Source organism: Roseateles sp. GW823-FHT07B05, from assembly GCF_058794515.1.
In genome coordinates, this window is the sequence record NZ_JBXAGX010000002.1 from 682964 (window position 1) to 695384 (window position 12421).

The 12421-nt window shown below is 71.2% G+C and carries 13 protein-coding genes; 5 read left to right on the top strand and 8 right to left on the bottom strand.

The genetic code is table 11. From position 1 onward, the window contains the following. Positions 1–33 precede the first annotated feature (33 nt). The gene (locus AC1Q7O_RS07300; protein WP_492662679.1) at positions 34–936 is read left to right on the top strand and encodes a hypothetical protein; all 903 of its coding nucleotides are present in this window, start codon (positions 34–36) and stop codon (positions 934–936) included. Between the two features lie 13 nt (positions 937–949). Here the strand turns inward: AC1Q7O_RS07300 and AC1Q7O_RS07305 are convergent, their stop codons facing one another. Beyond that, a complete protein-coding gene (locus tag AC1Q7O_RS07305; protein WP_492659781.1) occupies positions 950–2152 on the bottom strand; it encodes an NAD(P)H-dependent flavin oxidoreductase in 1203 nt (400 codons plus the stop codon). Positions 2153–2331: 179 nt separating this feature from the next. Between AC1Q7O_RS07305 and AC1Q7O_RS07310 the strand changes: the two genes are divergently transcribed. Further along, positions 2332–2535, top strand: a complete 204-nt coding sequence (locus tag AC1Q7O_RS07310) for a DUF3079 domain-containing protein (RefSeq protein WP_492659780.1) — start codon at positions 2332–2334, stop codon at positions 2533–2535. Between the two features lie 4 nt (positions 2536–2539). Here the strand turns inward: AC1Q7O_RS07310 and AC1Q7O_RS07315 are convergent, their stop codons facing one another. The 7 genes from AC1Q7O_RS07315 to AC1Q7O_RS07345 form a co-directional block, all read right to left on the bottom strand. Beyond that, positions 2540–3172, bottom strand: coding sequence for an FmdE family protein (locus tag AC1Q7O_RS07315; protein ID WP_492659779.1), 633 nt, complete (start codon positions 3170–3172; stop codon positions 2540–2542). A gap of 115 nt (positions 3173–3287) precedes the next feature. Next, on the bottom strand, positions 3288–4475 hold the full coding sequence (locus AC1Q7O_RS07320) for an NnrS family protein (RefSeq protein WP_492659778.1): 1188 nt from the start codon (positions 4473–4475) through the stop codon (positions 3288–3290). Then, positions 4456–5547: a DUF8744 domain-containing protein gene (locus AC1Q7O_RS07325; RefSeq protein ID WP_492659777.1), complete on the bottom strand. Its 1092-nt coding sequence runs from the start codon at positions 5545–5547 to the stop codon at positions 4456–4458. The genes AC1Q7O_RS07320 and AC1Q7O_RS07325 overlap by 20 nt, the downstream gene beginning before the upstream one ends. Positions 5548–5561: 14 nt before the next feature. Next, on the bottom strand, positions 5562–5897 hold the full coding sequence (locus AC1Q7O_RS07330) for a metal-sulfur cluster assembly factor (protein WP_492659776.1): 336 nt from the start codon (positions 5895–5897) through the stop codon (positions 5562–5564). Next, on the bottom strand, positions 5894–6343 hold the full coding sequence (locus AC1Q7O_RS07335) for an Rrf2 family transcriptional regulator (RefSeq protein WP_492659775.1): 450 nt from the start codon (positions 6341–6343) through the stop codon (positions 5894–5896). Before AC1Q7O_RS07335 ends, AC1Q7O_RS07330 begins: the two co-directional genes overlap by 4 nt. A 4-nt stretch (positions 6344–6347) precedes the next feature. Continuing rightward, positions 6348–8618, bottom strand: coding sequence for a nitric-oxide reductase large subunit (locus AC1Q7O_RS07340; protein ID WP_492659774.1), 2271 nt, complete (start codon positions 8616–8618; stop codon positions 6348–6350). A 34-nt stretch (positions 8619–8652) separates the two neighbouring features. Beyond that, positions 8653–8937: a DUF2249 domain-containing protein gene (locus AC1Q7O_RS07345; RefSeq protein ID WP_492659773.1), complete on the bottom strand. Its 285-nt coding sequence runs from the start codon at positions 8935–8937 to the stop codon at positions 8653–8655. Positions 8938–9193: 256 nt separating this feature from the next. Here AC1Q7O_RS07345 and gmk point away from each other — a divergent pair, with 256 nt between their 5' ends. The 3 genes from gmk (at position 9194) to AC1Q7O_RS07360 (ending at position 12376) form a co-directional block, all read left to right on the top strand. Beyond that, positions 9194–9814, top strand: coding sequence for a guanylate kinase (gene gmk, locus AC1Q7O_RS07350; protein WP_492659772.1), 621 nt, complete (start codon positions 9194–9196; stop codon positions 9812–9814). 22 nt (positions 9815–9836) lie between these two features. Further along, on the top strand, positions 9837–10040 hold the full coding sequence (gene rpoZ / locus AC1Q7O_RS07355) for a DNA-directed RNA polymerase subunit omega (protein ID WP_233371272.1): 204 nt from the start codon (positions 9837–9839) through the stop codon (positions 10038–10040). Between the two features lie 77 nt (positions 10041–10117). Further along, positions 10118–12376 (top strand): RelA/SpoT family protein, encoded by a 2259-nt coding sequence (locus AC1Q7O_RS07360; RefSeq protein WP_492659771.1) that lies wholly within the window; start codon positions 10118–10120, stop codon positions 12374–12376. Positions 12377–12421 lie beyond the last annotated feature (45 nt).

Here is a 12421-nt window from a genome sequence, read left to right on the forward strand (position 1 = left end):
CGTGCCTCGATGGGCGGACGAGCATAGGCCACCATGCCCATGCCCGCGTCTCCGCCCAGTTGCTGCGCCGGACTGCGCCAGACCCTGATCCAGGGCTGGCAGCAGGACTTCCCGCTGCATCCCTCGCCCTTCCGGCAGATGGCCGCGCGCAGCGGTGCGACGCCGCGGGAGCTGCTCAGCACCTGCCGCGAGCTGAACCGCAGCGGCGCGCTGCAGCCCATCCGCGTGCGCTGGGGCGCCACGCTGCGGCGCGGGCGCTGGCGGCTGGCGTTCGACGCGCCCCCCGGCTTCGCCACCGCGCTGGCCGCTCTGCCCGGCTGCTTCCGCATCGAGCGTGCGCAGGCCGGCGACGGGCTGCCGACGCTGTGGGCCGAGATCGAGGCGCTGGACGAGGCCGCGCTGGGCCGCCAGCTCGCGCGGCTGGCGCTGCAACCCCTGGCGCGGCTGCGGCTGCCGTCACCGGACACCACGCTGTGCTGCGACGACCCGCAGCTGGCCGCCTGCGTGGAGCAGGGCCTGCCGGTCAGCTCCAAGCCGTTTGCCGAGTGCGCGCGGCAGCTGGGCTGCAGCGAGCATCACGTGCTGTCCAGCCTCAGCGCCTGGCGGCGCCAGGGCCAGCTCGAAGGCCTGGTGCTGAAGCCGCCGCCCACGCCGGTGCCGCAGCTGGGCACGCTGGCGCTGTGGCGGCGCCTCGAACCGTCGGCCGCGCTGCTGCAGCGGCTGCGCGAGCAGCGCGGCATCGACCGCGTCATCACCGGGCCGGGCTCCGACGACTGGCCGTGGCAGCTGGGCGTGGTGCTGCGCGCAGCGCCTCAGCTGGGCGCCGAGCCCTGGCGCGAGCGCCTGACCGCCGCCGGGCTGGCCGCCGCGCCGGACGCCAGCCAGCCGCTGCGCATCGAGCAGCCGCGCGATCAGGCGCTGCTGTTCAACACCTGAGGCGAATCGCCCGTCACGCCGGCGTGCCCAGCGGCACGCCCGGTGTCAGCAGACGCTCCAGCAGCTGGCTGACGCTGGCGATCTGCGGGCCGAACGGCAGGTCGCCGCGGCCGCGGAAGAACAGGCCCTTGGCCGTCTCGCCGCGCAGTGCGGCGGCCAGGCGCTGGTCGATGCAGAACTGACCCCAGCCCTTGAGGCCGTCACGCAGCCCGCACTGGGCCAGGCAGTCGAAGGCCATCGTGCAGCGCTGCTTCAGCTGCGCCACGGCCTGCAGCCGCTCCTCGGCCTTCAGGTACTTCTTCAGCCACGGCGTCAGCACGGCGCGGGCCGGCAGGCCGGCGACGCTGGTGAACTCGACGAGGTCCTCGTCGCGCGCCTCGGCCAGCACCTGCTTGAAGTTGGGGTGGGCGTCACACTCCTGCGTGGCCACGAAGGCCGTGCCGAGCTGGGCAGCATCCGCACCCAGCGACTGCAGGCGCTGGATGTCCTCGCAGCGGCGCACGCCGCCCGCGGCGATCAGCGGTACCTGGCCTTCGACACCGGCATCGCGCAGGTGCTGACGCACGGCCGGCAGCACGGTCTCGAACTCGAAGCGCGCATCGCCGAGGTCGGCCACGCGGGCCGCGCCGAGGTGGCCGGCGGCGTGGGCCGGGTGCTCGATGACGATGGCGCTGGGAATGCGCTGGCGGCGCTCCCACTTGCGCCACAGCAGCGCCACGCCGCGGGCATCGCTGAGGATGGGGATCAGCGCCGTGTCAGGGTGGTCCTGCGCGAGTTCGGGCAGGTCCAGCGGCAGGCCGGCACCGACGACCAGCGCCTGCGCGCCCTGCTGCAGCGCCGTGCGCACCGAGGCCGCGTAATCGCTGACGGCGCGCATCACGTTGACGGCCACCAGGCCGCGCCCGCCGGCAATCTCGCTCGCGCCGCGGATCTCGCGCGCCAGCGCCTCCTGGTTGGCCTGCTCGATGACGGCCTTCTTCTCGGCGCCGTCGGGCAGGCCTTCGCTGCGCGCCATCAGGTCGGCGTGGTGGCGGCGCAGGTCCACCGAGGCGATGGTGCCCCAGGCGCCCTGGGCGGCGACGCTGCCGGCCAGCCGGTGGGCCGAGATGCCCACGCCCATGCCTCCCTGCACGATGGGCAGCAGCTGGCGGCCGGCCAGTTGCAGGGGGCGCAGGCCGGCGGCCGTCATGCGTTCCAGGAGCGAGAGAGAGGTCATGGCGGGTCCGGGGTTGAACGACGAAGACGGCGATGCTGCGGCCAGAAAAGCGCGGCCGCCTTGACGTGGTGCAAAGCCAGGCCGAATAGGCCGGCGTTGGCGCCCGCCCCGGCGGCAAGCGCACGCCGGTTGCGCGAGGTCAAGGCGCGCGCCGCCGCTCCCGGGCACGCTGCAAAGCCATGGCCCGCAAGTTCCCGATCAAGCCCGCGCACCCGGAACGCATCTGCTGGGGCTGTGACCGCTATTGCGCCGCCGATGCGATGCAGTGCGGCAACGGAAGCCTCGCCACGCCGCACCCGTCCGAGCTGTTCGGCGACGACTGGATGGACTGGGGGCTGGACGCGCCGACGCCGGCCGCGGACGGCGACAAGCCGCCGGGCTGAGCCGTCAGGCCGCCAGGGCAGCGGTGCGCTTGACCGGCTTGAGCTGGAAGACGGCGGGGTCGCGCGCGCAGTCCAACAGCAGGGTGCGCACCCGCTGCAGCCACAGCCGCGCGAACTCGGCCTCCTCCTGCGCGCTCGCGCGGCCGCCGACGCAGCGTTCCAACAGCGGCTCCAGGCGCGGGTCGGCCGGCACATGGGCCATGTCGACGCTGACGTCCACCGCCTCCTGCGTGTCCAGGCGCGTGAAGCGCAGCGCGCTGAGCAGGTCGGGCTTGTAGCGGATCAGGCCGGCGCGCGCGAAGCGCCCGGCAATGCCCTTGAAGCCCGAGCCGCCGGCGGCGCCGGTCAGCATCTGCACGACGGTGGCCATCACGCCGCTGCTGCCCGACCGGGCGTCATCGCGAAACTCGACCTTGATCTGGCCGCGCTGCGGCAGCGTGTCGGGGTGCAGGTGTTCCAGCGCGAGGCAGGTCATCCAGTAGGCGGCCGCCACGGTCGGGCAGGCATGGCCCGTCAGGCGCACGGCATCCGCGAAGCCGTACTCCAGCAGGCCATCCTCGGCGCAGCCCAGCAGGCGGGCGAGCGGGTCCTGCACCACGATCCGGGGCACCTCGTCGAAGAACGGCTGCAGCTTCATGGGGCTCCTGGGCGTCGTGCGAGTTGAGAGGGAGACCGCATCGTCTGCGCTGGCGGTTCCCACCGGCTTGACGGGCGTCAAGCCATCGTTCTCCGGTCAGTTGTACGACTAGGTTTCAACCCGGCCGGCCGTCGATGCGCGGCCGCGACAACACCGGCCAGTAGCGCCAGGCGTACAGGCCGAAGCCAGCCGACCACAGCGCCGCGGAGGCCTGCACGGCCGGCAGCGTCCAGGCCGGCTGCAGCAGCGGCAGCGCCACCCGCACCAGCGCGGCCAGCAGCACGGCGACGTAGCAGGCCGTCTCGAAGCCGTCGGCCCGCAGCGCCCGGCCGGTGTGGCCGCGGGCCGTGCGGGTCATCATGCCGATGACGAGGCCGCCGACCGCGCCGACCGTCAGCGCGTGCGTCGCGAGTGACGGCGTCACCCAGCCGAGCGCGCCCCCGGCGCGCAGCAGCAGGTGCACGGGAATCCAGGCGTAGGCCAGATGCAGCACCCAGACCAGCGGCACGCGCAGCGTCTTCCACGGCTGCCACAGCGCCCAGCGCACGGCGTGGGCGGCGCCGGCGGCGGCCGCGATGGCGGCCACCGGCCAGCCGCCCAGGCCCAGCAGGTCCGCCACGCCCAGCGCCAGCACCAGGCCCAGCGCCGCCTTCTCCACCACCGGCCGCCGCGCCGCGGCCGCGCCCGGCACGCCGTTGTTCGTGAACATCGGAATCACGCGCCCGCCCATGACGGCGAGGATGAAGAGCACCACATCCAGCGCCACCTGGAGGCCCGGCAGCGGCGCCACCGTGATGAACCCCAGCTGCCCGAGGTGGAAGACCGCGGCGACAGCGGCCAGCAGCAGCAGCAGGCCGATGAAGAAGTAGTTGCGCCGGTTGCGCGAGCGGAGGAAAGGCATCGCCAGCGCGCCTGCGGCGGCCAGCGGGAAGGCGATGTTGGCCGCCGCGGCGGCCACGCCCCAGCGCGTCAGCACGAGGACGCGGGCAGCCAGCCACAGCAGCGCCAGCGCCGCCAGCGGCCCGCCGGTGGGCGTCGGCAGGTTGGTCCAGTTGCGGCCGGCCGTGAGCAGAAAGCCGACGATGACGGCCAGCGTGAAGCCGAACAGCATCTCGTGCGCATGCCACAGCGGCCCGGCCAGGTAGGCGTGCCCCAGCAGGCCCGAGAACTGCAGCGCCCACAGCGGGATGGACAGCGCGGCGAACACGCTGGCCAGCAGGTAGAACGGGCGGAAGCCCAGCGCGAGCAGCGCGAAGCCGGGCCGCGGCGCGCGCGGCGGCTCCTCAAGAGGAATCAATGCCATGGAGTCCTTGCCTTGACGGCGAATGTCGAAAGGCCAGCGCCGCGGCAACCACGGTGGCCGCGAAGCCGGCAATGGCCAGCGCGTTGCCGGCCGCGCCGGCGGCCAGCAGGTCGGCGCCGCCGAACAAGCGCACGGCCAGCGAGCCGTGCAGCAGCACCAGCGGCAGGTACCACGCCCAGCCGAAGCGCAGCTTGATGCGGGCGATGGCCGGCAGGATCACCGGCGCATGGCCGAACACCATGCCGATGACGAAGCCCAGCCCGAGGCCGTGCAGCGCCGCGTCGCGCATCGGCCAGCCCAGCGCCGTGGCCGCCCAGGCCAGCCCCGCCACGGCCAGCCAGCCGTAGCCCAGCAGCAGGCAGACGGCCATGTAGCGGCTCAGGCCGTGGGCGCGCACGGTGCGGCGCGCGATGTCGAACGCCAGCAGCCAGACGGCCAATGCCGCCAGCGCCACGCCGAACAGCAGGCCCGACACCGCGGCGCCCAGCAGCAGCGCCGCCAGGATGGCGTACAGCGCCCACGACGCCCCGGGCCGGCGGCGCATCAGCCGCGTCATCTCCAGCCGCTCGGCGGCGATGGTCAGCACCAGGAAGGCGAACCACCAGGGCACGACCGTGGTGGCCGACGCCCCCAGTGCGTGCAGCAGGCTGCCGGCGGCCCAGCACAGCCCACCCAGCATCAGCAGCGCCGTGTGCGCCGCGCGCTGGCGGGCGACGATGACCACGTTGACCGCCACGAAGGCGAGCGACGCCGCCACGGCCAGCCAGGCAGCCACGTCCGCTGCCCCGCCCAGTTGGGCCAGGCCCGCGGCGGCCGACGCCAGCGGGCCGGCGAAGCACAGCGGGTGCCGCACGGCCACCGCGCGCTCGACGGCGATGACGGTCGCGAGGACCGCGCTGATCATCAGGAAGGCATGCGCCTGCACGGCGGCCCCCAGCCAGGCGCCGCCCGCGGCGGGCAGCGCCACGCCGGCGCGCAGCAGGCCGCCGGCGATGCCGGCCGCCAGCAAGACCGGCACAGCCAGCGCCAGCGGTGCGAGCCAGCGTCCGTGGGGGTGTCGGCCGTGGCGCATGGGTGGATCCCGCCTCACCAGCCCATGAAGGCCTTGGCGCTGGCGCTCATGCGGTCGGTCGTCCAGGGCGGCTCCCAGACGAGCTCGATGTCCACCGCCATGCCGGGTGGCGTGACGGCTTCCAGCTCGGTGAAGGCTTCGTCGAGGATGACGTCCGCCACCGGGCAGGCGGCCGACGTCATCGTCATCAGCACGTGCAGCCGCTCGGGCGTCACCGTGACGCCATAGACCAGCCCCACGTCGACGATGCTCATCGCCACCTCCGGGTCGACGACGCGGTGCAGCGCCGCGAGGATGGGTGCGCGCAGCGCCTCGGTGCCGGCGTAGGGGTAGTTCTCGTCGCGCGTCATGCGGCCCTCGCGGGATGGATCTGCAGCACGCCGGCCAGCACCTCGCGGTTGCGGGTGATGTCGGCCAGCGTGTAGCGGTCCAGCACAGCGTGGAAGGCGCTCACGGCCTCGGCCAGCACGCCCTTCAGGCGGCAACTGCGCACGATGGCGCACTGGCTCTGCTCGCTGCTGAAGCACTCGGCCGGCTGGTCCAACCCTTCCGCGTCGCGCACGACGCGGCCGACGCTGATCTGCTCGGCCGGCATCGCCAGCACCAGGCCGCCGCCCTTGCCCCGCACCGTGGCCACCCAGCCGCAGCGGCCGAGGTGGTGGACCACCTTGGTCAGGTGGTTGGCCTTGATGTCGAAGGCGGCGCTGATCTCGGCGACGGTGGCCCGGCGGTCGGGCTCCGTCGCCAGATAGATCAGCACGCGCAGGCTGTAGTCGGTGAAGGCGGTGAGCTTCATGGGTTCAAGGCTTGATCGCCGCGGCCCCGGCCGGCACCTGGCGCGCCGCCGGGCGGCGCAGCAGGTAGAGGGCATAGACGGCGAGGAAGACGCTGCCGGCGGCGAACACGATATCGCCCGGCACACGAAGCCACACCAGGGTCTCCATCACCGGCGAGTGGATGACCTCGGGCGAGCGGGCATACCACAGGCCCTGCGTGATGCTCTGGTAGGCCTGGTAGATGCCGGCCGGCAGCAGCGACATGAAGACCATCAGCCCCAAGCCGATGTTCAGGCTCCAGAAGGCGGGCTTGAGGAAGCGGTCGGCATGCAGCGCTCGGTCATACAGGCCGCGCAGGCAGAACAGCATCAGGCCGACGCCCAGCATGCCGTAGACGCCGAACAGCGCCGCGTGGCCGTGGGCCGCCGTCATGTTCAGGCCCTGCACGTAGTACAGCGAGGCCGGCGGGTTGATGGCGAAGCCCAGCAGGCCGGCGCCGACGGTGTTCCAGAAGCCCACGGCGACAAAACTCAGGATGACCCACTTGTAGGCCGAGAGCCAGGCCACGCCCTGCGAACGGCGCCAGGTCTGCAGCGCCTCCAGGCCGATCAGCGTCAGCGGCACCACTTCGAGGGCCGAGAACACCGAGCCGACGGCAATCACCGAGGTCGGCGTGCCCGTCCAGTACAGGTGGTGCAGCGTGCCCAGGATGCCGCCAAACAGGAACACGATGGTCTCCGCGACGATGGCCCGGTTGGCCGAGGCGGCGCGGATCAGGCCCAGGTTGGTGAAGATCAGCGCGACCACGGCGGTGGCGAAGACCTCGAAGAAGCCCTCCACCCACAGGTGCACCAGCCACCAGCGCCAGTACTCGACCATCGAGTAGTGCGTGTGCTGGCCCCAGGCGAGCGAGGTCGCGTAGAAACCGCCGATGCAGGTGGCAGACAGGAACACCATCGCGATGAGGCCGCGGGTTTCCGAGGGCTTCTTCAACGCCGGCCACAGCGCGCGGCCCAGCAGGAAGACCCAGAACAGCAGGCCCACGAACAGCAGGATCTGCCAGAAGCGACCCATGCTCGTGAACTCCAGGCCCTGGTTGCCGAACCAGAAGCTGAAGTCCACGCCGCGGTGCTGCAGCGTGCCCAGCCAGCCGGTGATGGTGGAGCCCAGCACGACGATGATGAGCGCCCAGAACAGCGCGTCGACGCCCAGCTTCTGCAACCTGGGCTCGCGGCCCGACAGCAGCGGCGCCACGTACAGGCCCGTCGCCAGCCACGCGGTGGCGATCCAGAACACGCCGATCTGCGTGTGCACCGTGCGGCTGATGGTGTAGGGCAGGATGTCCGCGAGCGGCAGGCCGAAGAAGGACTGGCCCTCCACCGCGTAGTGGGCGGTGATGACGCCCATGCCGATCTGCAGCAGCATCAGCGCGATGACGATGAAGAAGTACTTGCGCGTCGCCTTCATCGACGGCGTGGCCTTGGCGCCCAGCAGCGGGTCGGCCGCGGGCACGGCGGCTTCCTGCTCATGGGCATCGCCCTTGTGCAGCCACAGCATCGCGGCAATGCCGGCCAGCAGCAGCACGATGCTGGCCATGGACCACATCGCCGCCGACGTGCTCATGACGTTGCCCACCAGCGGCTCATGCGGCCAGTTGCTGGTGTAGGACAGGCCGGTCTCGCCGGGCCGGTCCGTCGTGGCCGCCCAGGCGGACCAGAAGAAGAACGCCGTCAGCGCCTGGCGGTTCTCGGCGTCGGGCAGGCTGCCCGACGTCATCGCGTACTGCTCGCGCAGCTTGTCCAGGCGCGGGTCGGTGCCGAACAGGGCGTCGTAGTGGGCCGCCACGTCGCGGATGGCCTTGGCGCGCGCGGCCGACACCTTCACGACGCCATTGCTGTCGTCATAGGTGTTGCGGCGCATCTCGTCGCGCACGGTCTGGGCGACGGCCGCCTGATCGGCGGCGCTCAGCACCCGGCCGCCCTGCTGCTGCTCGGCGGTGCGCAGGTTGCCCAGCGCCACGGCCTCGCGGTGCAGCCAGTCGGCCGACCAGTCCGGCGCGACATAGGCGCCATGACCCCAGACGGTGCCCAGCTGCTGGCCGCCGGCCGACAGCCAGGCCTGCTGGCCGAGCTGGATCTGCTCGGCCGTGTAAAGAACCTCGCCATCGGTCGTGACGACCTGCCTGGGGATGGGCGGCGCGGAAAGATAGATCTGCCAGCCCAGGTAGCCCAAGGCGCCGAACGACAGGACGAAGATGAGGCCCAGCCAGCGCCAGAGCCTGCTTGCGGTGTTCATGATGTGCCCTCGTAGTGGGTGAAGCGGCCAGCCATCAGGCGCCGCCGCAGGAGCCGCAGCAGCGGCCGTCGCCGTGGGCTGCGACCTTGACGATGCGCACGCGCCAGACCTCGGGGCCACGCTCGACGTCGTCCCAGGTGAAGCGCTCGGCCCACTCGGCGCGGAACTGCGCCAGCAGCGGCCGGGGATCGTGGTCGTTGATCAGCTCGACCGATTCACCGGCGGCGAGACTGCGAAAGGTGTTGAAGACCAACGGGTGTCGCTCGCGGGGGGACAGCGGGCGAAGGTCGATCCGGGTGCCGTAGCTGGTCAGTGTCATGACTGCTCCTCTTAATATGCATTTTGCATGCACATTTTGAAGAAGCGACCGCTGCGGCGAATTGACTTCCGTCAAACCGCGACCGGATCACGGTGGGCGCGCCCACGCGTCGGGCGGCCTCGCGGGCGCACGCTAAGATCAGCGGCTGCCGTCCGCCCAGGATTTCCGGCCTTGCGCGAACGAAAACTTGTGACTGCACAAGGACTTGGCCGCGCGGCCCGACACCCGGGCGCGGCCCACCGAACCCGACCCCGACATGGAATACCCCGGCAATCTCTTCGTTGTCGCCGCCCCGAGCGGCGCCGGCAAATCCAGCCTCGTGAAGGCGCTGCTGGAACTGGACGCCCGCCTGGCCGTCTCCGTCTCCCACACGTCGCGCGCACCGCGCGGCCAGGAGCAGCACGGCCGCGAGTACTGGTTCATCTCGCCGGACGAGTTCCGCGCAATGGCCGCCCGCGGCGAGTTCTTCGAGTGGGCCGAGGTGCACGACAACCTCTACGGCACCTCGCGCGCCGGCATCGAGACGCGGCTGCAGGCCGGCGAGGACGTGGTGCTGGAGATCGACTTTCAGGGCGCGCTGCAGATCAAGCAGCTGTTCCCGTACGCCGTGCTGATCTTCATCCTGCCGCCCAGCTGGGACGAACTGCGCCTGCGCCTGAGCCGCCGCGGCGACACCGCGCCGGAGGTCATCGCCAAGCGCATGAACAACGCCCGCATCGAGGTGGCGCAAGCGCAGAACTTCGACTTCGTCGTCGTGAACGCGGTGTTCGACACGGCCGTTTTCGACCTCAAGGCCATCGTCCACGCGCAGCGGCTAAAATATGTGGCTCAGCGGCGCAACCGCTCTGCCGTCTTTCAGGCGCTCGATCTGCCCTGACCCGCTTTTCTCAAGGAACACCATGGCCCGCATCACCGTCGAAGACTGCCTGACCAAGATCCCCAACCGCTTCCAGCTCGTGCTGGCCGCGACCTACCGCGCCCGCATGCTGAGCCAGGGCCACAGCCCCCGCATCGAGAGCAAGAACAAGCCCAGCGTGACCGCGCTGCGCGAGATCGCCGCCGGCGAAGTGGGCCTGGAGATGCTGCGCAAGGTGCCGGTCTAAGCCACCACGCGCTGAACATGAAACGGGCGTCCTCGGACGCCCGTTGCCATTTCGGCTTCGGCTAAATTCGGGCACCTATGGCCCAACGCTCCCTCACCGCCTGGTTCACCCTCCCGGGTCTGCGCCAGCCGGCTCCGCCAACGCCGGCGGAGGCCGCCTCCTTCGACGCCCTCCTCCCCAAGCTCGGCTACCTGAGCAAGGCCGAGGTCAAGCGCGTGCGCGAGGCCTACAAGTTCGCCGACGAGGCCCACCTGGGCCAGAAGCGGGCCACCGGCGAGCCCTACATCACCCACCCCATCGCCGTGGCCGGCATCTGCGCCGAGTGGCGGCTGGACGCCCAGGCGCTGATGGCGGCACTGATGCACGACGTCGTCGAAGACTGCGGCGTCTCCAAGACCGAGCTGATCGAGAAATTCGACGCGACGACGGCCGACCTTGTGGACGGCCTCACCAAGCTGGACAAGCTGCAGTTCTCCACCAAGGAGGAGTCGCAGGCCGAGTCCTTCCGCAAGATGCTGCTGGCGATGGCGCGCGACCTGCGCGTCATCCTCATCAAGCTGGCCGACCGGCTGCACAACATGCGCACGATGGGCGCGATGGCGCCGCACAAGGCGCGCCGCATCGCGCGCGAGACCTTCGACATCTACGCGCCCATCGCCCACCGGCTGGGCCTGAACCAGACCTTCCGCGAGCTGGAAGACCTGTCCTTCCGCTACTTCCACCCCTGGCGCTACGCGGCGCTGTCCAAGGCCGTGGCCAAGGCGCGCGGCAACCGGCGCGACCTGGTGTCGCGCATCGAGGGCGAGATCCGCGCCGCCTTCGCCAAGGCCAGCATGCGCGTGGAGGTGCAGGGCCGCGAGAAGACGGTCTATTCCATCTACAAGAAGATGCGCGAGAAGGGGCTCATGAGCTTCGCGCAGGTCAGCGACATCTTCGGCTTCCGCATCCTCACCGAGGAGCCGCTGCAGTGCTACACGGCCCTGGGCGTGCTGCATCAGCTCTACAAGCCGCAGGCCGGGCGCTTCAAGGACTACATCGCCAACCAGAAGGACAACGGCTACCAGTCGCTGCACACGACGCTGATGGGGCCGCTGGCGACACCGCTGGAGTTCCAGCTGCGCACCGAGGGCATGCACCAGATCGCCGAACAGGGCGTGGCGGCGCACTGGATCTACAAGAGCCGCGGCAAACAGGCGTCGGCGCTGATCGCGCAGCAGGCCAATGCCCGCTGGCTGCAGAGCCTCATCGACATCCAGGACGAGACGCGCGACGCCAACGAGTTCCTGGAGCACGTCAAGATCGACCTGTTCCCCGACTCGATCTACGTCTTCACGCCCAAGTCCAAGATCATGGCGCTGCCCAAGGGCGCGACGCCGGTGGACTTCGCCTACGCGATCCACTCCGACGTCGGCGACCACTGCGTGGCCGCCCAGGTCAACGGCGAGGCCGTGCCGCTGCGGGCCGAGCTCAAGAGCGGCGACATCGTCGAGATCGTCACCGCCCCCGGTGCCAGCCCCAACCCGGCCTGGCTGAGCTTCGTGCGCACCGGCCGCGCACGCTCCAAGATCCGCCACTACCTGAAGGACCTGGAGCAGGAGGAATCGCGCGAGCTGGGCGAGAAGATGCTGGCCCAGGCCATGCGCGTGGAAGGCCTGGCCCTGCCCAGCCTGGAACTGGACGACCCGGCCGCGCCCATATGGCACGCACTGGCCGAATGGGCCGGCAGCGCCGGGACCGAGCAGTTGCTGGTGGACATCGGCGCCGGCCGCAAGATCGCCGCCATCATCGCCAAGAAGCTGGCGCGGCTGATGGCCGAGCAGGGCCAGCGCCCCGACGCGCTGGCGCTGACGCTGGGCCGCTTCACCGAGACGCCGGTGGACCGCGCCAGCGTCACCATCGACGGCAGCGAAGGCGCCTCCGTGCAACTGGCCAGTTGCTGCCGCCCCATCCCGGGCGACGAGGTGCGCGGCTACCTCGGCCGCGGCGAAGGGCTGGTGGTGCACACCTGCGAATGCGCCGTCGGCAAGCGGCTGTTCCAGCGCGACAGCGAGCACTGGATACGCGTGGAATGGGCCGAGGAGCTAACGCGCAGCTTCGAGGTAGGCGTGTCGCTGCTGCTGACCAACGGCAAAGGCGTGCTGGCCCAGGTGGCGCAGGCGGTGGCGCAGGCCGAGGCCGACATCACGCACATCGCCATGGGCGACGAGGCGCCGGCGCTGGAGGAGGTGGAGATGAGCCTGCTCATCGCCGTGCGCGACCGCCTGCACCTGGCCGACGTGCTGCGCGTGCTGCGCCGCACACCGGCCGTGCAGCGCGTCTCCCGCACCCGCCCCTGACACCGTTGTCGGTGTTGCTGGTTGACACCGCGGCCGCTCAGCGCC